19 protein-coding genes are annotated in these 24,929 nt (G+C 27.3%); 3 read left to right on the forward strand and 16 right to left on the reverse strand.

The window, feature by feature from the left end; all coding sequences use genetic code 11:
• Nucleotides 1–5: 5 nt before the first annotated feature.
• Nucleotides 6–1,958: a methionine--tRNA ligase gene (gene metG / locus AFAEC_RS05960; RefSeq protein WP_026805650.1), complete on the forward strand. Its 1,953-nt coding sequence runs from the start codon at nt 6–8 to the stop codon at nt 1,956–1,958.
• Nucleotides 1,958–2,956 (forward strand): hypothetical protein, encoded by a 999-nt coding sequence (locus AFAEC_RS05965; RefSeq protein ID WP_026805651.1) that lies wholly within the window; start codon nt 1,958–1,960, stop codon nt 2,954–2,956. Before metG ends, AFAEC_RS05965 begins: the two co-directional genes overlap by 1 nt.
• On the opposite strand, the gene AFAEC_RS05970 is transcribed toward AFAEC_RS05965, so the two are convergent.
• Nucleotides 2,953–3,609 carry a S24 family peptidase gene (locus tag AFAEC_RS05970; protein ID WP_026805652.1) on the reverse strand — a complete coding sequence of 219 codons (657 nt, stop codon included), beginning with the start codon at nt 3,607–3,609 and terminating at the stop codon, nt 2,953–2,955. The two genes, AFAEC_RS05965 and AFAEC_RS05970, sit on opposite strands and share 4 nt — an antisense overlap.
• Before the next feature lie 342 nt (nt 3,610–3,951).
• On the opposite strand from AFAEC_RS05970, the gene pckA reads away from it, so the two are divergent.
• Nucleotides 3,952–5,532 (forward strand): phosphoenolpyruvate carboxykinase (ATP), encoded by a 1,581-nt coding sequence (gene pckA / locus AFAEC_RS05975; protein ID WP_026805653.1) that lies wholly within the window; start codon nt 3,952–3,954, stop codon nt 5,530–5,532.
• A gap of 77 nt (nt 5,533–5,609) precedes the next feature.
• Here pckA and AFAEC_RS05980 read toward each other — a convergent pair whose 3' ends face one another.
• From AFAEC_RS05980 to AFAEC_RS06050, 15 genes are all read right to left on the reverse strand, one after another.
• On the reverse strand, nt 5,610–6,680 hold the full coding sequence (locus tag AFAEC_RS05980; RefSeq protein WP_026805654.1) for a protein-glutamate methylesterase/protein-glutamine glutaminase: 1,071 nt from the start codon (nt 6,678–6,680) through the stop codon (nt 5,610–5,612).
• A gap of 20 nt (nt 6,681–6,700) precedes the next feature.
• Nucleotides 6,701–7,378: a chemotaxis protein CheD gene (locus AFAEC_RS05985; RefSeq protein ID WP_026805655.1), complete on the reverse strand. Its 678-nt coding sequence runs from the start codon at nt 7,376–7,378 to the stop codon at nt 6,701–6,703.
• On the reverse strand, nt 7,375–8,220 hold the full coding sequence (locus AFAEC_RS05990) for a CheR family methyltransferase (protein WP_026805656.1): 846 nt from the start codon (nt 8,218–8,220) through the stop codon (nt 7,375–7,377). The genes AFAEC_RS05985 and AFAEC_RS05990 overlap by 4 nt, the downstream gene beginning before the upstream one ends.
• 3 nt (nt 8,221–8,223) lie before the next feature.
• Nucleotides 8,224–10,293 carry a chemotaxis protein CheA gene (locus tag AFAEC_RS05995; protein ID WP_026805657.1) on the reverse strand — a complete coding sequence of 690 codons (2,070 nt, stop codon included), beginning with the start codon at nt 10,291–10,293 and terminating at the stop codon, nt 8,224–8,226.
• Nucleotides 10,294–10,305: 12 nt separating this feature from the next.
• The gene (locus AFAEC_RS06000) at nt 10,306–10,674 is read right to left on the reverse strand and encodes a response regulator (RefSeq protein WP_026805658.1); all 369 of its coding nucleotides are present in this window, start codon (nt 10,672–10,674) and stop codon (nt 10,306–10,308) included.
• A gap of 126 nt (nt 10,675–10,800) precedes the next feature.
• The gene (locus AFAEC_RS06005) at nt 10,801–12,945 is read right to left on the reverse strand and encodes a polyribonucleotide nucleotidyltransferase (protein WP_026805659.1); all 2,145 of its coding nucleotides are present in this window, start codon (nt 12,943–12,945) and stop codon (nt 10,801–10,803) included.
• Between the two features lie 6 nt (nt 12,946–12,951).
• Nucleotides 12,952–13,605: a phosphoribosyltransferase gene (locus AFAEC_RS06010; RefSeq protein WP_026805660.1), complete on the reverse strand. Its 654-nt coding sequence runs from the start codon at nt 13,603–13,605 to the stop codon at nt 12,952–12,954.
• Nucleotides 13,592–15,784: an LPS-assembly protein LptD gene (locus tag AFAEC_RS06015; RefSeq protein WP_026805661.1), complete on the reverse strand. Its 2,193-nt coding sequence runs from the start codon at nt 15,782–15,784 to the stop codon at nt 13,592–13,594. The genes AFAEC_RS06010 and AFAEC_RS06015 overlap by 14 nt, the downstream gene beginning before the upstream one ends.
• On the reverse strand, nt 15,777–16,220 hold the full coding sequence (locus tag AFAEC_RS06020; RefSeq protein WP_026805662.1) for an RDD family protein: 444 nt from the start codon (nt 16,218–16,220) through the stop codon (nt 15,777–15,779). Before AFAEC_RS06020 ends, AFAEC_RS06015 begins: the two co-directional genes overlap by 8 nt.
• 4 nt (nt 16,221–16,224) lie before the next feature.
• Nucleotides 16,225–17,493 (reverse strand): phosphoribosylamine--glycine ligase, encoded by a 1,269-nt coding sequence (purD, locus tag AFAEC_RS06025; RefSeq protein WP_026805663.1) that lies wholly within the window; start codon nt 17,491–17,493, stop codon nt 16,225–16,227.
• Nucleotides 17,494–17,736: 243 nt separating this feature from the next.
• Nucleotides 17,737–18,378 carry a uroporphyrinogen-III synthase gene (locus AFAEC_RS06030; protein ID WP_026805664.1) on the reverse strand — a complete coding sequence of 214 codons (642 nt, stop codon included), beginning with the start codon at nt 18,376–18,378 and terminating at the stop codon, nt 17,737–17,739.
• Nucleotides 18,353–19,933, reverse strand: coding sequence for a SulP family inorganic anion transporter (locus AFAEC_RS06035; protein WP_026805665.1), 1,581 nt, complete (start codon nt 19,931–19,933; stop codon nt 18,353–18,355). Before AFAEC_RS06035 ends, AFAEC_RS06030 begins: the two co-directional genes overlap by 26 nt.
• A gap of 7 nt (nt 19,934–19,940) precedes the next feature.
• Nucleotides 19,941–21,404, reverse strand: a complete 1,464-nt coding sequence (gene der / locus AFAEC_RS06040) for a ribosome biogenesis GTPase Der (protein WP_026805666.1) — start codon at nt 21,402–21,404, stop codon at nt 19,941–19,943.
• A gap of 77 nt (nt 21,405–21,481) precedes the next feature.
• Nucleotides 21,482–22,024, reverse strand: coding sequence for a ribosome hibernation-promoting factor, HPF/YfiA family (gene hpf, locus AFAEC_RS06045; RefSeq protein WP_026805667.1), 543 nt, complete (start codon nt 22,022–22,024; stop codon nt 21,482–21,484).
• A gap of 85 nt (nt 22,025–22,109) precedes the next feature.
• A complete protein-coding gene (locus AFAEC_RS06050) occupies nt 22,110–24,887 on the reverse strand; it encodes a YhdP family protein (RefSeq protein WP_162148367.1) in 2,778 nt (925 codons plus the stop codon).
• Nucleotides 24,888–24,929 lie beyond the last annotated feature (42 nt).

A 24,929-nucleotide genomic window follows, 5' to 3' on the forward strand; every position in this document is an offset into this window, starting at 1 on the left:
AAAAGATGCAAAACTCTTGTAAAAATGTTTATATAACAACTCCAATTTATTATGTAAATGATGTGGCACATATAGGTCATGCTTATACAACAATTATTGCTGATATGCTAGCAAGATATTCAAGACTTATTGGACATAACACTTATTTATTAACAGGAACAGATGAACATGGGCAAAAAATAGCTCAAAGTGCAGAAGCTAGAAATAAAACTCCAAAAGAGTATGCAGATGAAATATCTGGTAAATTTAGAAGTTTATGGGATGAATTTGATATAACTTATGACAAATTTATTAGAACGACAGATGAAGAGCATAAAATTGGTGTTCAAAAAGCTTTTTTAAAAATGTATGAAAATGGTGATATTTATAAAGGTGAATATGAAGGTTTTTATTGTGTACCTTGTGAAACTTTTTATCCTGAATCTCAACTAATAGATGAACAATTCTGTCCTGAGTGTGGAAGAGCAACAATAGTCGTAAAAGAAGAAAGCTACTTTTTTAAACTTAGTTCTTATGAAGATAAACTTTTAAAATGGTATGAAGAAAATCCTGATTGTATTTTACCAAGAGCTAAAAAAAATGAGATTGTAAATTTTGTAAGAAATGGTTTAAAAGATTTATCAATTTCAAGAACATCTTTTGATTGGGGAGTAAAACTTCCAAAAGAGATGAATGAACCAAAACATGTTATGTATGTTTGGCTAGATGCCCTTTTAAACTATACAACTGCTTTAGGTTATGGAACTGATGAAAAAAATATGAATTTTTGGCCAGCAAATATTCATTTAGTAGGAAAAGATATTTTAAGATTTCATGCAATATATTGGCCTGCATTTTTAATGAGTTTAAATCTACCTTTACCAAAACATATAGCAGCTCATGGTTGGTGGACTAGAGATGGTGAAAAAATGAGTAAATCAAAAGGGAATGTTGTAAATCCAAAAGAGGTAGCTGATGCTTATGGACTTGATGCCTTTAGATATTTTCTTTTAAGAGAAGTTCCATTTGGGCAAGATGGAGATTTTTCACAAAAAGCTTTAATTGATAGAATAAACTCTGATTTAGGAAATGATTTAGGAAATTTATTAAATAGAATTATAGGAATGAGTGGAAAATATTTTGACTACAATGTATCTTCAAAAGATGTAGAAAAATTCCACAAAAAAGAGATAGAAGAGGTAAATTCTATAGTTGATTCTCTTGAAAATTATATTTATAATATGCAAATAAATAGATATCTTGAAGAGATTTGGAAAATATTAACAATAGCAAATAAAGCAATAAATGATTATGAGCCTTGGAATTTAATTAAAGATGGGAAAAATGATCAAGCTATGGCTCTTGTAGCTTTAATAACAAATATTATGGCAAAAGTAGCATTACTTTTAGACTCTGTTATGCCTCATAAAATAAAAGATATTGCTAATTGCTTAGGAGTTGAGATTTCTACAGAAAACTATAATAAGCTAATTTTAAATAAAGAATTTTTAAATGATGTAAAAATTACAAAAGTAGATGCCCTATTCCCTAGAGTTGAAGATATTTTATTAGCTCAACCACAAACTAGTGATGTTACAAAAACTGAAGATGGTGATAGTAAAGTAGAATTAGAGAAACTCGATATTGAAGATAATCTTATAACTATTGATAAATTCTTTGAAACTACAATAAAAGTTGGAACAATTATTGAAGCTCAAGAGGTTCCAAAATCAGGAAAACTTCTTTTATTAAAAGTTGATTTAGGAGAAAATAGACCTAGACAAATTTTAGCAGGAATAAAAGAGTTCTATTCAGCAGTTGATTTAATAGGAACTCAAGCTTGTGTTGTTGCAAATTTAAAACCTGCTAAATTAATGGGATATGTTAGTGAAGGTATGCTTCTTGCAGCAAAAGATGAAAATGGTTTAAGTCTAATAAGACCTGAAAAACCAAAAAAAATCGGAACAAAAATAAGCTAGTGAAAATCTCTTCAATAGTTGATATAGTAGATGGAGAACTTTTAAACTCTCCATCAATCTCTTTTATAAATGGTATAAAAACTGACCCAAAAAAAGTAAAAATCTCAGATTTATTTATTGCTAAAAATAAAGAAGATTTAGAAATAGCAGTACAAAATGGGGCTTATGCAATAATTTTTGAAGATAATATTGATGTTTTTGATAATGAAATTGCCTTTATTAAAGTAAAAAATTTATATTTAGCTATTATTAAATTAATTAGATTTAAATTATCAAGTCTTAGACTAGAGGCTTATTTTTGTAAAGATGAAAGTTTTGATATGATAAAACTATACCAAAATTATCACACTAAACCTATATTTTTAATTCCTAAAAATATAGAAAAGATTTTTAAATTTATTGATGATATAAAAGATGAAGATATAATAATCTCAAAAAATTATGAGCTTCTAAATAGCATCTATCCAAATAATAAAATTTTTGAAAAAGATATAGAGAGTAGTAAACTAACAAATTTAACAAAACACTCACTTTTTGAACTAAGTTTCTCTTATGAAAACAGCTATTTTTCAAGACTTAAATTATCAAGTTTATATTTAAATAGTTTTTTAAATATATTTAATTTTTTTGATAGACAAATAGATATTTCAAAACTAAAACTTTATTCAAATTTTAAAGCAATATTTATAGATAAAAATTTTGAACCAATAGAGTTTGGAAAAAGTGATAGTTTCATAATATGTCAAAATAATCTAAATCTAATTGAAGAAGAGATAAATTATCTTAAGAAAGAGTTTAAATATGCAAAAACTATTTTTATAACAAAAGATTATATTAATAATTTAAAAAGAGCTGAACAAATAGTTATTGAAAATATTAATGAATTAAGAAATATATTAAAAAAATCATCTTTTAATTGTGCTTATATTATAGGCTTTAATCATAAAGAGATTTTTGAATATCTCCAAAAATCTCAAAATACCAATACTCTTTTTTAGTATATCTTTCCAAAAGAGCTTATAACTTTTCCTAAAACATTTAACTCATCTTTATTTAAAATTTGTACAGGATAATCCTTATTATCTGAAATAATATCTAACTTCCCATCAACTCTTTTTTGAACTCTTTTTACAAAGAGTCCATAATTTGTTGTAAAAGCATAAACTCCATCTTTACTTATATCACTCTTTGTCTTATCTATAAAAATAATATTATTTGAATTTAATGTAGGTTCCATTGAATCGCCAATTACATTTATAGCTTCTATATTTTTAAGATTCTCTTTTCCTCCTAAAACAGCTAAAAAACTATCTGGAAGTTCTAAACTTTCGTAATTATCCTCATTTTCATAGGCACCCCCTCCTGCACTAACACTAACACTAGGATAATATTTTATCCAATATCTGTCTGTACTATCTATTAAAGAGTTGGGATTTTGATTATATAAAAGCCAATTTATAGATATTTTTCTCTTTGCACAAAAATTTAAAATATTTGAATATGGAATTTTGCCTCTATTTTTCATAGTTGCAAAATTTGCTTGAGATAGTTCTAAAGACTCTGCAACATCTTTATCAAATATTTTTTTACCATTATTATCTGTATTTAATATATTTTTTAATTTGTTAATAATTTCATCAACAATAAACATAATAGTTCCTTTTTTAGCAATTTTTAAAATTATATTACAATTTGCAATATTTTTCAAGTAATTTTAAAAAATATTGTAAGATTTTAGAAATTTTATTAAGGATTTAAAAATGTCAAAAAGAATAGTAGAAACTAAAAAAAGTTTTATTGATTTTTTAAGAAAAATTGATGGTTTAATATATAAAATTGGTGATAAGATACTATAAAATAGATAATCTAGTGGTAATTTTTTTAAAAAAACAAAGAAAATATAATTTTTTAGTAAAAATTACTCATATTTCAGAAAGTTTTATATTTTTTTGGATAAAATTTCGCATTAAAAATTAGGATAGGAATTTAAATTATGTCTAATATTAAAGACTCATTAGGTTTAGAAAACGTTGGTACGGTATTTAGAAATTCGGATATTGATTTTTTAATCGATTTTGCAATTAAAAATGAAGGTGCTAAAATATCTTCAACAGGTGCTTTAATGATTGACACTGGGATATTCACAGGAAGAAGCCCTAAAGATAAATTTTTTGTTAATCAAGACCCATCAAATAAATATATTGCTTGGGGAGATATAAATAGAAAAGTCTCTAAAGATGTTTATGAAGATCTATTAAAAACTTCAAAAAAACAACTAAGTAATAAAGATGTTTTTGTAACTGATGTTTATTGTGGTTCATCATTGGATTCAAGAAGAGCTGTAAGATTTATAACTGAAGTTGCTTGGCAAGCACATTTTATTCAAAATATGTTTATTATTCCTACAAAAGAGGAATTAGATAACTTTAAGCCAGAATTTACAATATTAAATGCTTGTAAAACTGTAGATATGGCATATGTAAGTCATGGTTTACATTCTGAAGTTTATGTAATATTCAATGTTGAAGAGAATCAAGCTATTATTGGTGGTACTTGGTATGCTGGTGAAATGAAAAAAGGTGTATTCTCTATGATGAATTACTGGCTTCCACTTGAAGGAAAACTTCCAATGCACTGTTCAGCTAATATTGGGAAAGATGGAGATACTGCTCTATTCTTTGGACTTTCTGGGACAGGAAAAACTACACTTTCAACAGACCCAAATAGAGCTTTAATTGGTGATGATGAGCATGGTTGGGATGATAATGGAGTATTCAACTTTGAAGGTGGTTGTTATGCGAAAGTAATCAATCTTGATCCAGATAGTGAGCCAGAAATTTATGGTGCTATTAAAAAAGGTGCTATTTTAGAAAATGTTGTTGCTGATGAAAATGGAGTTGTTGATTATAGTGATAAATCAAAAACAGAAAATACAAGAGTCTCTTATCCAATAGACCATATAGAAAACCATACTCCTTCTATGAGAGGTGGACATCCAAAAAATATTATCTTCTTATGTGCAGATGCTTTTGGTGTATTACCTCCTGTTGCAAAATTAGATAAACAACAAGCAATGTACTATTTCTTAAGTGGATATACAGCAAAAGTTGCAGGAACAGAAAGAGGAATTACAGAACCAATAGCAACATTCTCTTCTTGTTTTGGAGAAGCTTTCCTACCTTTAAACCCAACTGTTTATGCTGAACTTTTAGGTAAAAAAATAGATGAACACAATGTAAATGTATACTTAGTTAATACTGGATGGACTGGTGGTCCTTATGGTGTTGGAAAAAGAATGAGTATTAAAAATACAAGAGCATGTATAAATGCTATTTTAGATGGTTCTATTAATGACTCAGAATTCCAAAATATGACAATATTTAATCTTCAAATTCCAAAAACTTTAAAAGGTGTAGATACACATGTATTAACTCCAAGATATACATGGTCAGATCCATTAGAATATGATAAAGCAAAAAGAAAATTAGCAGAAATGTATATTGAAAACTTTAAAAAATATTTGACTTTAGAGAGTGAATATGATTTTACAGCTGCTGGACCTAGATTAGATTAAAAATTAATCTTTTTATAAAAGAAAGGGTAAGGATATAAAAATCCTTACCCTTTTTTAATTACTTATAAATAAAAAGATTATCTAATTTTACCTCTTGAAAAAGCAATAATATAATCAGCAATTTCATCTAAAGAAACTATATCTTTAACTGCACCTGCTTGTATAGCTTTCATAGGCATTCCAAAAACTACACAAGTAGCTTCATTTTGTGCAATAGTATATGCACCATTATCAAATAACTCTTTCATAGCTATAGTCCCATCATCTCCCATACCTGTCATCATAACAGCCATAGCAGAACCACCTACACTATTATTTACAGATCTAAAAAGAACATCAACACTTGGTTTATGTTGACTTACCTTTTTTGTATCAAGAAGTTTTGTTCTTAATTCATTTCCATATTTTTCAATAGTTAAATGCATATTTCCTGGAGCTAAATAAGCATTTCCTTTTTCAAGTATCATTCCATCTTTTGCTTCACAAACCTCTACATCTGAATTATCATTTAATCTTTGTGCAAAAGAGTTGGAAAAACCATAAGGTATATGTTGAGTTATTAATATTGGAGGAAGGTCATTTGGTAATTTCTTAAAAACTCTAAGTAAAGACTCAACTCCACCTGTTGATGAACCTATAGCTACTACTTTTGAGCCAGGAAATTTTGAAGCTCTAAGTGGAATAACTTCATCAGGATGAACTTTATAATCAACATTATAAGAAATAGTAGGTTGTTTTAATGCTCTTGGTTTTTTAAGAGTATATCTTTTTAATAAAAAAGTAAGACTTAAAAGAGTATCTTTGATTCTATCTGCAAAAGAGTCCATAGCTTCACCCATTTCAGGTTTAGGTATAAATCCAACTGCACCATCATCAAAAATATCATTTCCTCTTACACTTTCACCCGAAATTACTACTGCAGGCATTGGATGAAGTCTCATTAAATTTCTTAAAAAAGTAACTCCATCCATTTTAGGCATATTTATATCAATTGTTACAAGGTCTGGTTCAAACTCTTTAATTTTTTCTCTTGCTTCATAAGCATCATTTGCAACACCTATAACCTCAAACTCATCAATAGAACCTATCATATCTTTCAAAACTCTTCTCATAGAAGCAGAATCATCAATAATCAAAACAGTATACATATCTTAACCCTAAATATATTTTAAAAAAGTTCGATTTCCATTTGTGGTTCAACTTCTTTATTAGTAGATCCAAAAATCTCCACAGCACCACTGTATTCTTTGATAACAGGAGCTTTTGTAATCTCTGTTTGTAATTTCTTCTCATCAGAAAGAATTTTACTATCTGTATCAGATTTTTGAGTAACTTTAATAAATGTATCAAAATCATCAGCTAAAAGAATTAATCTTCCATGCTCTCCTCGTGTATGTTCTGATAATACCTTAAATCCCTCTGATCTACAAAACTCTTTTGCAAACTCTACATTTCTTTGTCCAATAGATGTATTAGTTAAATTTAGTTGCATAATATCAGCACCACCTGATATTTTTGCGACCATATTTTGTTTTTTACAACCCATTTTATACATCTCATTCAACATAGCCTCAACAGAATAAAGACCATACTTCATATCATCTATTGTATTCTCTGTTTTTGGTAATAAAAAATGATTCATAGCTTTTATTTTTTTATCTTTATCATAAAACATCAAAGCTACACAAGAGCCTAAAAGTGTTTTAAAAGCAACTTCATCTTCATCTCTTCCAACAGCAAACTCTCCACCAATAACTGTATGAGTATTGTATCCTTTAGTTTGTTGTGTGAATCTAGAAGATGAAACCTTCTCGATACTTCCATCTTTGTGACCAATTATAATCATATAATCTCTTTTTCTTTTATAAAGATATTTTGCCCAACTCTTTTTACATAATTAATCAAATCTTGAGGATTTTCAGAATGACCAAGATATAGTGTTCCACCAATTTTAAGATGTCTAAAAAGTTTCTTTAAAATTTTATTTTGATCTTCAACTGAAAAATATATTAATACATTTCTACAAAATATTACATCAAACTGATTATTTGAAAAACTATATGATGAATCATTTAAATTTAACTCTCGAAAAGAGATCATTTTTTTCAACTCATCATTTGCTTTTATTAAAACTTCATCACCAGATAGTGTTTTTTGAACTCTTCTTTTAAAATATTTTTGTGGTTTTATCCAAGAAGGAAACTCTTTAGATGATTTAGAATACCTATAAATTCCATCTGCTGCGTATTGTAAAACATTTGTATCTATATCTGTGGCTATTATAGAAGCACTTATATTTCTTCCACAATCTTCAATAGCTTCATATACAGTAATTGCCATAGAATATGGCTCTTCTCCTGTTGAAGAGGCTGAACACCACATAGAAATTTTTTCTCCACTTTGAGCAAACTTTGGTAAAACTCTATCTCTTAAATCTACAAAATGAAAATCCTCTCTAAAAAAATGAGTTTTATTTGTAGTAAAAGTATTTATAAAATCTGTTTCATATTTACCTTGCTCAACTAAGTCGAGCAACTCCATAATATCTCCATAAAATTTACAATTTCGTTTTAACTTATCAATTCTATTTGAAATCATAATTTCTTTATTCTCTGTAAGTGTAATTCCTGTTAGAGAATAAAGAATTTTTTTTACCCTATTATGTACATCATCTACTGAATAAGACATGTCTTACGAAGCCTTTTTTATTGAATGCATATCTTTTTCAATTTTTATTTGAGCATTTATAATACCAACAACATCTAAAATAAGACCTATACTTCCATCTCCTCTTACAGTAGCAGCACCAATTCCTTGAACACTTCTAAAGTTTTTATCAAGAGGTTTAACAACAACTTGGTGTTGATTTAAAAACTCATCAATAGATAATGCAACTTTTGTATTTCCAGATTTAACAACAATTAGCATACCATCTTCTAAATGTTCAAAACTATCTTTTAATCCAAATAGTTGATGAAGTCTAACTATAGGAATAAACTCCTCTCTTAGCATCAATAAATCTCTACTTCCATCACCAATTTTTTTAATCATATCTGATGTTGGTTGAAGTGATTCTACAATAGAGCTAAGTGGTAAAATATATTTTTGATTTCCAACTTTTATATCTAACCCATCTAATATAGCAAGAGTCAAAGGAAGCATAATTGTAATTGTTGTACCAACACCTATTTTACTATCAAGTTTAATTGCTCCACCCAATTTATAGATATTTGTTTTTACAACATCCATTCCTACACCTCGTCCAGAAATATCTGTAATTTGGTCAGCAGTTGAAACTCCAGCACCGAAAATTAGCATAGCTTTTTCGTTTTCAGTCATATTACTATATTGGTATTCATCTATTTGCCCTTTTTCTAAAGCTTTTAGAGCAACTTTTTCACAATCAATACCTTTACCATCATCTTCAATAGTAATAATCATTTGACCATTTGCTTGTTCTGCACTAATAGAGATAGATCCTGTCTCAGGCTTTCCAACTGCTTCTCTATCTGTTGGCATCTCAATACCATGATCTAAAGAGTTTCTAATAATATGCATTAATGGATCTGTTAATCCTTCAATCATTGCTTTATCAATTTCAACATTATCTCCATAATGTTTAAACTCAACTTTTTTACTAAGTTTTCTTGAAATATCTCTTACAACTTTTGGAAATTTAGAGTAAATAGACTCCATAGGAACCATTCTAATACTCATAATACTATCTTGCATATCTCGTATATGTCTTTCAAGAAGTTCTAATCTTTCTAATACAGAAGCTCTTGTTTTTGTCTCTTCAATTGAAGAAGAGAATTGAGTAAGCATAGCATTTGTAATAACTAAATCTCCAACATTATTCATTAATAAATCAATTTTATCAAGATTAACTCTAATACTATTATTGTTATTATTTGCTATTGATTTTTTACCATCTTCATCTTGCTCTAATACTTTTGCTTTTCTAGTTACCGTTTTTGTTGGCTCTTCATTTATCTCTTTTGTAGAAGATATTACTACTTTTTCATCTTCTACATCATTTGATTTCATTATAGAATTTGGAGTAATAGAAGGAACATCATCAAAGAAACCAAAATTTTCTTTCTCTTCTTTTATCTCTTCTGGTTCATCTTCAACAAGCTTTGATATTTTTTCTAAATCATCTTCAAAAAATCCATAAGATTTATGTTCTTCATTTATTTCATCATCCATAAATAAACCAAAAGATGGATTTTCTTCATCTCTTATACTATTCATATCATCATCAAAAAATCCAAAATGTTCTTTTGAATCTTCATTTATCTCTTTTGTAGTTTCAACTTTTTTCTCTACAACAGGAGTTGCTTTTTGTTTTATAACAATTTCTCCTTTTGAGTATGCTCTAATCTCTTCGAGTAAAGCTGATGTCATCTCTGTAAATTTTTCTCTATTTATATTATTTGAAATTTCTAAATCTAAAATCTCTTTCATAACATCAAGACCATCCAATAGAGTCTCTGCCATTTCAGGAATAAACTCTATTTTATGACTTCTTAACTTATCCATTAAGTTCTCTACATCATGAGTGAACTCTGCAAAAAAAGCTAATTCAACAGAAGCCCCACTCCCTTTTAATGTATGAACATCACGAAATAGTTGACCCATCTCATCATCAGTTAATGTACCATTATTTTCAGCTTCAAGTAATACATTATCAGCTGATTCAAATAGTTCTGAAGCCTCTTCTAAAAACATCTCTCTATATTTAGAAATATCAAATGACATGATTTATCCTTTTTATCTGCTTAATACTATATTTACGGCTTTTAATAACTGATCTGGAACAAATGGCTTAACAATCCATCCTGTCGCTCCTGCAGCTTTTCCTTTTGCTTTCATCTCATCACTTCTTTCAGTTGTTAATACTAAAATTGGTTTTTTTGAATATGCTGATAATTTTCTTAATTCAGTTATTAATGTTAATCCATCCATATTTGGCATATTTACATCAGTAATTACTAAATCAAAATCAGCTGTTTTTGCTTTTGCTAAACCATCGACTCCATCAATTGCTTCAACTACATCAGTATAACCACCTTCATTTAAAGCATAGTTCAACATATCTCTTAGCATTGTAGAGTCATCTACTATTAAAAGTTTGGCCATAAAAACCCCTTAAAGTTTACATTTTAAAAAATTATTTTTACTATAATATCGTAAGAAATATTAATTTATGATTAGATTTGTCAGTTATTTTATTAAGATTGGAATAGAAAAACTAATCCAAAAGGATTAATTTAAACCTAATTCTATTTTATCTTTTTGAACTTTAAGAACTTTTACCTCTATTTCTTGTCCAACAGATAAAACATCACTTACTTTTTCTACTCTTTGTTTTGAAAGTTTTGATATATGTAAAAGACCTTCTCCACCTTTTTCAAGAAGAATAAATGCTCCAAAATCAACTACTCTTTCAACTCTTCCTGATACAACTTCATCTACACTATAAAGTTTTTCGAAATCTATTTTAGTTGGTGCTTTTTGTGAATTTGAACTATTTACTAAATCTTTTATAAAATTACTAGCTTCAGTTATTTTATTTGAGTCATCACCACTTACTTTTACAACTCCACTATCTCTATTTAAATCTATATTTACACTATATTTTTCAATAATCTCTTTAATTGTAGCTCCACCTTTTCCAATTACTATCATCATTTTAGAACTATCAATATCAAACTCTTCAGACTTTGGTAAAGCAGGACTAGAAACAATCTCTTTAGTAGCGTCTTCCATAATATTTAAAATATGTTCTCTACCCTCTTTTGCTTGTATTAATGCTTCTTTTAAAACATTTAACTCAATACCACCCAATTTAATATCCATTTGTAAAGCTGTAATTCCATCTTTTGTTCCTGCAACTTTAAAATCCATATCTCCATCATGATCCTCAAGTCCCATAATATCTGTTAAAATAGAATATTTATCACCTTCTACTACCATTCCCATAGCAACTCCAGCAACTAAATTAGAAATAGGAATTCGTGCAGCTTTAAGTGCTATAGAGCCTCCACAAACAGTAGCCATAGATGATGAACCATTTGATTCTAAAATTTCCGAAACTATTCTAAAAGTCTCTTTATAGTTTTTATCTATTGTAGCTTCAAGTGCTTTTTTAGCTAAATTTCCATGTCCTAACTCTCTTCTACCTACACCAAAAATTGGTTTTGCTTCCCCAACACTAAAACCAGGGAAATTATAATGAACCATAAAGTTTTCCATTGATGTTGATTTATCCGTTAAAACTTCATACATTTGTCCATCTTTTGCACCTGCAATTGTTCCAATAACAAGGGCTTGAGTCTCTCCCCTTGTAAATAAACAAGAAGAGTGAGCTGAAGGTAAAAGATTTGTCTCTATTGATATAGGTCTTACATCTTTAAGTCCTCTTCCATCAGCTCTTATTTTCTCATTTACAATCATATCTCGTACTAATTCTCTTTTTATAATACCAACAGCTTCATAAATAGTACTAAGTTCTATCTCATTTGTAATACAATAATCATTTTTTGATATCTCTTTTGACAACTCTTTTAATTCAACTGCTCTTTCACTTTTTGCTAATTTTTTAATAGCTAATTTAATCTCATTTGAAAAATTATCTCTTACATAATCAATAACTATTTTAGGAATTGTAAACTCAACTAACTCAATATTTATTATATCTTTACAAGCTTTCTCAAAATTATTTTCATATGCTATATTTGCCTCTTTTAATGCTTCTTGTCCAAAAGCAATAGCTTCTATTAAAACTTCTTCTTCCATCTCATTTGCATAATGGCAAGAATCATTTAAAGATGAAATAGTTTTCATCTCAATCATTAAAAGCTCATCTTTTGAACCTGCTATATATAAATCTAAAATAGAATTATTTAACTCTTCACTTGTTGGATTTATTACTAATTGTCCATCTACTTTTCCAACTCTTACTCCACAAACTGATTTTTTTATTGGAAGATTTGATGTATATAAAGCTGCATTTGCTGCATTTAAAGCCATTGTTTGTAAATCTATATCTTTATCAGCACTTAGAACCATAACTGTAATTGTTGTTGGATATACAAACCCTTTTGGGAAAAGTGGTCTTAAACTTCTATCAATTACTCTTGAAGTTAATGTTTCAAAATCACTAGGTTTTCCTTCTCTTTTTATAAACCCACCTGGTAATTTTGCACTAGCATAAGTTTTTTCAATATATTGAACAGTTAAAGGTGTAAAATCTTCACTTACAGGATTATCGAACTCACAAGCAACTGTTGCTAAAATTACAGCATTCCCCATTTTTGCTAAAACAGCTCCATTTGCTTGTTTTGCAACCTTATCAAACTCAAAAATTTCTTTTTTATTATTTAGTGTTAATTCACAAACTATTGACATATTTTTTTATCCTTCTTTTTTAATTCTTTCTAAATCTTCCATACTAATTTCATTGAGTTCTTCATAATAGTGATTTGCTTCAACAAAATGGTCTAAACTCTTTATATAAAACAAATCATCAGTAATTGAATCAATTGCTGGAATACTTGCAGTTGAAAGTATTGGTGTTGCAACACTTATAGATTTTACTTTTTGATCTATAATAGTTTTTATACAAGCCATCATAACTAAACCAATATTGATATCTTCATCTACAATTAAAATATTTTTACCAGCTAAATTATCAAGTCGCCTACCAGCTCTAAATAAAGATATCTTTGGTTTTAAAATATCTTCATAAATACTCTTTGACTTAGAATAGATATAATTTAAATCTATATCAAAAGATTTTATAAGCTCTTCATGTATTAAAACCTCTTCAAGTTCAGTAACAACAGCAATTTCACACTCTTCATTATTTGGAGCATATATTTTTTCATTAAACATAATATCAAACTTAGCATTTAATTCTTTAGCAATAATTTTTGCTATTTCATATCCACCATTTGAAGTTGCAATTACCGTCCACTCTTCAAGCCTCATACTATCAATTGGTAAAACTTCAGCTAGTTTATTTGCTGCATCTGTTCTATTTTTAAAATAAATTCTATCTAAAGTCATTTGAGTTATCATCAATTCTATATTTTTGTCTAATCCCGCCAACTGGTTTTAAAGTTAAGAAGGCATAAAGTATAGTTTGTTCTTTATTTGGATTATTCCCTGTTTGTGGTTGGATATCTTTTTCTACTAACAAATCTAAATTCCAACAACTATCATCAATATTTAATCCTATCCCTTGTCTACTTCTAACCTTATCTTTTAAATTATAATTTTCACGATATTTAATAGAATAATCTTTAGCAAATCCATATGAAACTGAATATCCATAAGACTCTAAATCATCTCTATTATTAAATTCATTCTCTGTTTTCTTAGTATTATTATAGTTCGCAGTTAAAGTAAACTTCTCATAATTAAATGTACTACTAGCACTTTTTTCAACTATTGTTTTATCTTGCATATTATATACAACTTTCCCAGAAATAGAACCATAATCATGGTTAAATTTTAAGTAGTTTTCATAATCTTGAGCTTTTGGATCATCTAAACTATCATAAATTATAGATTGACTCATTTTATGATTAACAATTTGTTTTAAACTCTCTTTACCATAAATAGATTGATTTAAATCTAAATTTATAGTTTTATTATCTTGAATAGCTGGGAAATCTTTTAGTTCATTATATCTAGCATTATTTTCTTTTTCTTCAACTGTTATTGGTTTATCTATTTTTTTAACTGTAACTCCATAAATATCTCCATCTTTTCTTATATTTTCTGGAATATTATAACTTGCTTTTAAATTTACTGTATGAATATAGTCTGTATATGGTCTTATTAAATCACTTCCAATAAAAAACGATGTTGTATTTTGTAAAAGAGTTCCATTATCATATTTATATTTTGAATTATCATAATTGTATTGAGTTAAAATTGACCTATTTTCAACTCCAACATACATATAATCATCTAAAATATTTTTACTATAAGAAATAGGAAGATTTAACTCATAAATATTAGCCGTTATCCCTTCTCTTCTTGTATAATTGTAGAATTTAGTATCTAATGAATAGACTAAACTATCTAAAAATAGCTCTTGATTATAAATATGTCCATGAAGTTGCGGTAACTCTTGTAAAGTATTTTTATTTGATATTTGTTCATATCTATCAGTATTATTATTTTTAATAGTACCTACATTTTTATAATATTTTCCATAAGCTCCACCATAATAGTTTGGAGTATTATAAAAATAGTTTAATTTTGATTCAACTTTCTTATCAGTTGTAATTTCATTATCATTATCTTCAAGTGTAATAAATTCAACATCATTCAAATATTTTAAAGAGGCATATAAACCATCTTCATGATTCTCTTTAGATGCTAAAATTCCTCTTCTTTCATAATCTAAATTTACTCCAAAGTGTTCAGAATTTTCAAGTCCCTCTTTTTCTTTATATTTAGGTTTTTCTTTAAAATATCCTGTCTTTAATTTAAGTATAGAATCTGGAGAATCTGCATATCTGAAATATGAATAAGCTCCACTTCCTCTTAAAGTTCTGATTTGAGGAATTAACTCTATATCATAATTATGTGCAGGTGCAAAAAATATTGGTTGAGAATAATAAAGTCCTTCTCCTTTTGAATAACCAATTAAAGGAAGTAATAATCCAGTTCTTCTTGTTGTATCAGTAGGAAATCCCCAATAAGGAAGATAAAAAACAGGTACATCTTTAAAATAAAGTCTTGGATTATAGGCATTTATCCACATATTTTCTGTATCATAATCAGCACTTGAAGTTCTAATACTCCAATCAGGATCTATACAATCACAAGATGAGATTATTGTACCATCTAATTTTACTATCTCTTTATTCTTTCTTGACTCTTTTGCATTTGTCCAAATACTATTTGTATTTTCCATTAAAAAAGTTGGAGATTGATTAAAAATATCATTCTTCAAATCTACATAAGCATAATTACTTTGAGTTTGGATATTATTTTCTTTAATTATTAAAACATTATCAAATAACTCAAAATGTTCACTATCTTGATGAAAGACAACCTTATCTGCACTTAGATAATAAGTTGGAGAATATATTACAACATTTCCTGTTGCAGTTATAATATTATCTTTTGTATCTACATTTTCGGCAATTAACTGATATTTCTCATTATTTATTTCAGCTGCAAACAATATTGATGAAGTTATTACTAAAGAGGCTACTATTTTATGCATTTACTACCAACGTTTTACCTGTAAAATCATGGAATGTTTTTCTTCCATCATTAAAAAATCCTATAAGGAAACCAATATAAAAAAACATCTCAGAAACTACTCTTCCAAAACTTCTTAATAATGCTTGTATAAAGTTTACTGAACCCCAATTATCAGCATCAATCACTCTTATTTTTACAACTCTTTTACCAATAGTTTGTCCACTATACCAAACAAAAAAAGTATGGTAAATAACTTTTAAAAACATTAAAGGAACAACTAATTTTGTTTGCATTAAATAGATTAACTCTTCACTACTATTACTAGCTGCAACAATAGTATCCCAATAGGCAAACATTATTAAAAGAGTAACTATTATATCATCTATTACAAAAGCAAAAGCCCTACTTCTCATAGATGCTAATTGAAGCTTTGATATATCTATTTGCTCTTGCATAAAATTACTTTAAAGCCTGATAAGCTATATCAGTTCTACATTTTTTACCAGCAAAATGAACTTGACCACATAAATTATAAGCTCTATCTCTAGCCTCTTTTATAGATTTCCCAGTTCCAACACAAACAAGAACTCTTCCTCCAGTTGCCATAAGTTTACCATCTATATTTTCCACTCCAGCAAAAGAGATATGAGAATTATTTTTCAAATCTTCATCTACAATCTTATCTATTATAATCTCTGCTGGTTTACTCGAACTATAAGGGTAGTTTTCACTTGCCATTACAACACCAACTGCAAATTCATCTTTAATTTTAATATCTAATTTATCTAGTTGTTTTGTAGCTCCATAATAAAATAATTCAGATACAGGAGTTTCTAAAAGTGGCATTAAAATCTCACACTCTGGATCACCAAATCTAACATTGTACTCTAGAATAATTGGCTCACCTTTTACAACCATAACACCTATAAATAAAACACCTTCAAAAGGAGCATTCTCTTGTTGCATTCCTTTTAAAGTTGGTTTTATAACTCTATCTTCTATTTTTTTATAAATATCATTATTTACTAAAGGAGTTGGAGCATAAGCACCCATTCCGCCTGTATTTGGTCCAGTATCACCATCTCCTACTCTTTTATGATCTTGAGCAGCAGGTAAAATTTTATAATTTTCTCCATCGCAAATAGCAAATACTGATAATTCATAACCATCTAAAAACTCTTCAACTACAACATTTGCTCCTGCATCACCAAAGCTCTCCCCACTTAACATATCGCTTACAGCTTTTTTTGCTTCATCTTTACTCTGAGCGATAATTACACCTTTTCCTGCACAAAGTCCATCTGCTTTTACAACTATTGGAGTTGAACTCATATTTTCAATAAAATTATGTGCCTCTTTTTCATTTGATGTTTCTATAAACGCTGCTGTTGGTATATTATATTTTTTTAAAATATTTTTCATATAAGCTTTTGAACCTTCAAGTTTAGCCGCAGCTTTTGTTGGTCCAAAAATTGTAAGATTATTCTCTCTAAATATATCAACAACACCATCTACTAAAGGAGCTTCTGGTCCTACTATTGTTAAATCAATTTTATTTTCTTTTGCAAATTCTACAAGTTTTGTATAATCTTTTATATTAATATTTGTTCCCAAATTTGAAGTTGCACCATTTCCTGGCATAAAGTATAAATTATGAGCTTTTTCTTTTGATATTGCTAAACCAATAGAGTACTCTCTACCACCACTTCCAAGTATTAATATATTCACGATTATTTCCTTTTAAAAAATTTATAAAAAGACCCAAGTAGCCGTTACCATAAAAATGGCCCTGAAAAGTCAGGACAGTAGGTAAGAGCATATTTTAGGAGCGTAAACGCAATGAAACGCTGCACACTATATAACTACAAATTGCCTACAAAAATAAATTATCGGACCCGCGTCAATGGAAATCCCGAACTACTTAGGTGTATATTAAGATAGATTTTATCTAAATTATCTTTAAAATTATGTTTAATTAAAATCTAACATAGCTAGAGATACACACTCTTTTACATTTGTAGTTTGAGTAATTTTATAGTTTTTTATCTCTTTTGGTAGATAAGAAGCTGTTGTTTTTCCTATAACAATAGCTTTAAAACTACTATTCCAAGAGAATTTTTTAAAAAAACACTCAACACTTGAAGGAGATGTAAAAATGATAGTTGATCCCTCTTCTAAATCAACCTCTTTTAAACTTCTATTGCAAACTGTTTCATAAGATATTAATTCATCAATATCAATTTGATTTTCTCTTAAAATATTTTGAAGATTTGATACAGTTTTTTTTGCTTTTACATATAAAACCTTTTTATCTTTTAAAAGATGTATTAATTCATTTGCAAAATCATTTCCATGTCCACTTTTTCCTGTATAAACTATATTTGCACCTAAATCTTTTGCTATTTTTGAAGTAGCTTCTGCAATTAGATAAGAGGGTATATTTTTCCAATCTATTTTATTCTCTTCTAGAGCATAAATAGCACTTTTAGAGGTAAAAACTAAAGCATCATAAAGTTTTAAATCTACTTCAAATTTTAAACTTTGTACTTTAAAAACTTCAAGATTTACAACTTTATCAAATTTTTGACTATTTAAAAGATAGATTTTTGCCATTTTTCAACTCTTCTTTAATATGTATTTTAGCATGTTCAAATGTTCTATATATTTTTATACTATTAAAAATATTAGCTATTTTTAATAGCCTTCTTTTAAAACTATATTTTATAACCAATATAATTTCAATATCTTTATCTCGATATTTTTCTATAATATCCTCAAATTTAAATATAGCAGATATATCCAAATAGTTTACTTCGGTACAATCAATAACTATTTTATCACTAAACTTTACTCTATTTAGAACTTTTTCAAGAAGTGTTGCTGTTGCAAAAAATAGAGCCCCATTTACTCTTATTACATCAATACTTTTTGTATTATTATCTATTTTTATTTTTGTTTTATAATGCTTCATTTTTATTTTTGTTGAAATTTGATAAACCGCCATAATAGAAGCAATAGTAACTCCAACAGCAACTGCCATAATTAAATCTACAAAAACCGTCATTAAAAATACAGTTACCATAACTAAAAGTTCATCTTTTGATACTTTTCTTATAATTTGCAAAAATCTATAATCCAAAATATCAAAACCTACTTTAATTAATATTCCAGCAAGAAGAGCAAGGGGAATTTTAGAAGCTATTGGTGCTAAAACAAGAGCTACTAAAAGTAATACAATAGCATGTGTTATTCCTGATATTCTTGTTGTTGCTCCATTTTTCATATTTACAACAGTCCTCATAGTTGCTCCTGCTCCTGGAATTGCACCAAAAAAAGAGCAAATTGTATTTCCTATACCTTGAGCAATTAACTCTTTTTTTGAATTATGATTTGTTTTAAGCTTTGAATCAACATAAACAGAAGTTAATTGAGTATCTACTGAACCCAAAACAGCTAAAGTAATAGCAAAAGTCAATATAGTACTTAAATGTAAAATATCAAAAGGTAAAGGAATAACAAAATCTGGTAACTCAGAAGGAATTTCTCCTATTGTTACTACATTTAAATTTAGAAAGTATGATAAAACTGTTACAAAAAATAGTGCAATTAAAGCAGCAGGAACAATTTTTGTTACTCTTTTTGGAGTAAAAAACATTATAAGTATTGTTAAAACTCCAACAAAAAGTGCTTCATAATTTATATTCTTTAAAGTATCTAAAAGATTTGTAACTATAAAAATAATTGAACTACTTGTTTCAACACCCAAAAGTGGATTTATTTGTAAAAATATGATAATAACACCTATTCCACACATAAAACCAGAGATAATTGGATAAGGAATAAACTTTATCCATTTTCCTAAATCCACAATACCAAAAGATATTTGAATAAGTCCTGCAAAAAATACCACTGCCATAACAGATTGGAAATCATTTGGAAAAGCAGCAATAGCTGAAGCTGTAACAACAGTCATAGGACCAGTAGGTCCTGAAACTTGAACAGAAACACCACCTAAAAGAGCTGCAAAGAAACCTAAAATTATTGCTCCATAAAGCCCAGAAATTGCACCTGCACCACTTACAACTCCAAAAGCTAAAGCTAGAGGAAGAGCAACTATTGCAACTGTAATTCCTGCTAAGATATCATTTTTTATGGTAACTAACTTCACAAAAACCTTACCTTTCTAAATACTCTTCATCTCCCATTTTATCATTTTTACCTCTTGCAATAACATGAATAGGTGTCCCCTCAAAATTAAATTTTTCTCTTAAAAAGTTAATTAAATATCTTTTATAAGAGTAGTGTAAAAGTTGTGGTTTATTCATAACTAAAGCTATTCTTGGAGGTCGTGAACTAAATTGTGTTGAATAATATATTCTTAAATATGCTCCATTTGGACTAGGAAGAGAGTGTCTAATAACTGCTTCTTCGATTACTTTATTTAGTTGAGAAGTAGGAATTCTTTGAGTATAGTTATCAAAAATTTCTACAATTTTATCTTTTAATCTATCTATACTTCTTCCTGATTTAGCTGAAACAGCAATAATTGGAGCATAAGATAAAAATCTAAATCTTCTTCTTACCTCTTCTTCAATTTTTTGGAAAGTATCCATATTCTCATCCCATTTATTTAAAACAATAATTGTTCCCAATCCATATTCATCTACAAGCCCAGCTATTTTTTCATCTAAATCTGTTAGCTCTCTTGAAGCATCAAGAACAACTAAAGCAACATTTGCCTTTTCTAACATCTCTTTTGTTCTCATTAGAGCATATTTTTCTATTCCCTCAATACTTCCTCTTCTTCTAAGCCCTGCTGTATCTACAAAAGTTATATCTTTATCTTTATATGAAAATTTTTCATCAACTGGGTCAATTGTTGTTCCTGCTATTGATGATACTACAGATCTTTCCATTCCAACAAGAGCATTTAGGATAGAAGATTTCCCAACATTAACTCTACCTATAATGGCTACATTTATAGAAGTATCATCTACAATCTCTTCCTTTTCTAGTTTTTCTAAACCTTCAGTTGAAAAATCTTCATTCTCATCAAACTCTTCATCAAAAAATTCATCTTCAAGCTCTTTTCTTCTTTTTTCCTCTTCAAGTTTAGCAACAGTCTCTGGGTTTTCTGGAAGTTGTTTATAAATCCACTCATAAAGCATTTTCGTTCCACGATTATGTGAAACTGATATTCCAAACAGATTTTCATCACTTATTCCAAACTCAAAAAACTCCCAAAGTCTCTCTAATTCTTTATCGTTATCAATTTTATTTACAACTAAAGCAAGCTCTTTTCCTAGTCTTTGAAGCTCATAAAATAGTTCTTTATCATTATCATCAGGAATATTTTTTCCATCTACCATAAAAAGTATTATATCAGCCTCTTTTGCAGTTTTTATAGCTTTATTTTTTACACTTGAAAAAATTTCATCATTTGTTTCATCAATTCCACCAGTATCAAGTAATAGTGCTGATCTATCTAAAATCTCTATTTCATGTTTTTTAATATCTCTTGTAGTCCCAGCAATATCTGAAACAATTGCTATTCTTTTATTTGCAAGTCTATTAAACAGTGATGATTTTCCAACATTTGGTTGCCCTATTAATGCAACTTTTTTTAAATTATTTTCCATAAATATTTATCCTAATTATATAAATTAAAAAAGGTATTAGCCTAAAGCTAATACCTTTTTTCTACTTTACTAAACTCCTAGTAAAGTCCAAATTTTCCAGCTGCATTTGCCTTATAAAGAACTCTCATATTATCATCTTTATCGTAAAAAACCTTAAATTGAGCAGTTGAATTTTTCAACTCTTCTAAAGCTTCTTCAATATCAATTGGTTTATAAGATGTAAGTCTTTGTGGGATTATTTCATCTTCAAATTTTTCAAGCTCTTTTGCAACATTATCTACAACTTCATTTAATTCAACTTCACTAAGTTTTGTAGCTTTGTGAGTTGCAACTTTATCATGATGTCTTCTTAAAACTTTAGATACCCTATCGACAGCTATATCAATAGCAGCATATAAATCTTTATCTTTTTGTTTTACAACAACAGTATCGATATTTGCAATATTTAATGTAAACTCAAATGTAAAAACATTTTTACCCTGTTTTTCATCTGCACTAATTATTGAAGCCACAGAGATAATATCTAAGTTATATTTTTCAAATGCACTAATAGAACTATTTACATAATCTTTTATAGCATCTGTTAATTTAATGTGTCTTCCAACGATACTTGTATTCATAATAACTCCTTATATTGTAATCAAGATATTCTAACATAAAAATTATAAAATCAGTATAACCGATATTTTTCAACCTTTTATCAAATCACTTTGTAGAATAATCCAAATTTAAACCATTAAAAATATTTGCAGGAGCAGTAAAAACTCTTTTAAATATATTAACTGGAGCAGAAAAACTATCTTTTAAAAGATTTGTAGAAATCTTTGGATTACTTAAATCTCCATAAATATCAACCAAAGTTTCGACTCTCTCTTCATTACCTAATAAAATATAATTTACCAATGGAATAAATCGTACAAATGTTGTATAATCCTTTAAAAATATCAAATTTATCTTTGCATCTATTGTAAAATTATTTAAATTTATAACTCCAAAACCTTCAAAATCGATTCCAGTTCCAATAGTATTTAAATTATCTATTTTTAAAATATTTTCATCTTTACTATATGTAAACTCCATATTTCCCTCTTTTAAAGTATAGACTCCAATATTTTTAAGTCCAATTCCAGCCGTTGGTAATGCAAAGAGAGGATTAAAAGGCAAGGTTATAATTTGTGTTGCTAAAGCAGGAGTTGTTTCAACAAAAGCTAAAAGATTACTTAATATTGATAAATTCGAAATACTACTATCTTTCACTAAAAGTTTTCCACCAAATAGATTATAATTTCCATTTGCATATAAATTTATGGTTCCACCATTTATTATTTGTTTAGCTAAAAGAGAATTTAAAAACTCTTCACTTAAATTTGCTGCAAAGATATCTATTTTTTCATCTTCATACTCTCGAAAACTAAGTTCACTATCTTTATATTTTAAATAAACAAACCTCTCTTTATCATTTAAATTTAAAATATAATTTTCTGCTAAAATTTTATACTCATTATTTATAGTTATATTTGAATTAATTGCATTTATAAGTAATTTTTTATAGCTTAATTTACTTGCTATTTTAAAATCTAAATCCACATCTAAATTTTTAATTTCCAATTTTAAAGAATCATTTCTTAACTCAACTTTTAAATTATCATCAATACTAGATATTTTTGTAATATCATCTTTAATATTTCCTTTAATATCCAACTCTTGTAAATCCATACCATCTTTTTTTAGAGGAAAAGTGAGCTCTTTTAAAGATGCTTCAAAATTTGTCTCATCTTTGTTTATAAAGACTTTTGCATTTTTAAAACTATAAATATTATCTTCTTGCTCTAAAGAGCAGTTTTCTAAAATTATATTTATATTTTTATCAAAATTTTTATTCTTATTATTTGAAAAAGTATCAATAATTTTGTAATCTTTTAGAAAAATATCTATGTTATCTTTTATCTCAATTTTAAAATCTTTATCTTTTGAACTAATTGCTATATCATTCTCTTTTATAAATCCTTCTACAAAAAGCTCAGATAATTTAACCTCATTTTTATAAAGTGGAAAATCAAATCCAGCAATTAAAGCCTCAAAATCAATATTTTTCTCATCAAATATTTTTAAAACTAAATTTCCTGATTTTATAGAGTAATCTTTTAAAAGTTTTGAGTAATCATAAATTTTACTTAAATCATCAACTATTATAAAAAGATTATTTTCAAATTTAATTTTTGTATGTAAAGCCTCTATATCAATATCTATATTTTTTGAGAAATCCATATTTATAGAAGTGGTAAAATCTTTTATATCTAATATCTCATTATTTTCATTGTCTTTTATAAAAATTCTATTTATTTGCGTTATTCCAGAAGATTTTAGAGTATTTGTATCAATTTTTATATTAGCTGTTGCATCTATCATATCATTAAATAGAAAACTGGCATCTTCTACAAAAACCATATTATCTTCTAATTTAACTTTTGCATTGTTACTTTTAAAATTAAAACTATCTATTGAAATTTCACTATTTTCTACAATAAACTCGCCTTTTGTAGTTAAGCTCTTTTTTTCATCATATGGAAAACTTAAAAGAAGTTTTGCATTAGTATTTCCACTTTTTTGTAAAATTGGTAAATCTATATCATAAGCCTTTAGAATAGCTAAGATATCACTATCTAGTTTTGTTTTGGTCTCAATATTTACATCTACAACACCATTTATCTCATCTGTTAAATTTTTTATTGTTATATAAGAATTTATAAGCTCTTTATTTTTAAATTTTGCATTAACTAATTCAAAATGTAAAGTGTCATTTTTAAACTTTACTTTTACATTTTGTGTAATAATTTTATTGATATTTTTATGAAACCTTATATTAGCAGCTTCTATATGGGCTTCTCCTTGTAAGGATTTTTCAATAATTTCATTTTTTTCTAAATCAAACTCTCCATAAAACCAATCTAATTTAAAGTTTCCTGTTACATTATCATACATCCACTCATTAGCTGTTTGTGGTAAATCAAGAATTTCTTTTAGAAAATTAAGATTTTCAAAATATTCACTTCTTGTAAAAAACTTCAATCTATCTTTTGAAATATCAATATTTGCTTTAAGAATTAAATTTTCATAATGGATATCTCCAAAATATTTAATTTCATTTTTAAAATAATCAAGTTTAACTAAACCTTGAAAAAGTACACTGTAATCTTTTAAATATAGAGATTTTATATCAAACTCTACTTGTTTTGAAGCTCTATTTATAGTCGAGACTAAATTTACAAATTTATTGTCTAAGTACAAATCATCATTATCTATGAAAATAGAGAACTCATTTCCATCTATTTTTAGATTTTTTATATCAATTTCTTGAAAAAAGTTTATTAATTTTGGGAAAAGCTCAATATTCTTTTTTATATCTTCTATTGAAGATTTAACTTCACTTTTTTTAGATGTAAAATCTATCTTATCAATTCTAACAATGAGTTTTTTATCCAATTTTATATAGAATTGCGAGACAAAAAAATTAGCAAAGGAAAA

Source organism: Aliarcobacter faecis, from assembly GCF_013201705.1.
Classification (GTDB): Bacteria; Campylobacterota; Campylobacteria; order Campylobacterales; family Arcobacteraceae; genus Aliarcobacter; species Aliarcobacter faecis.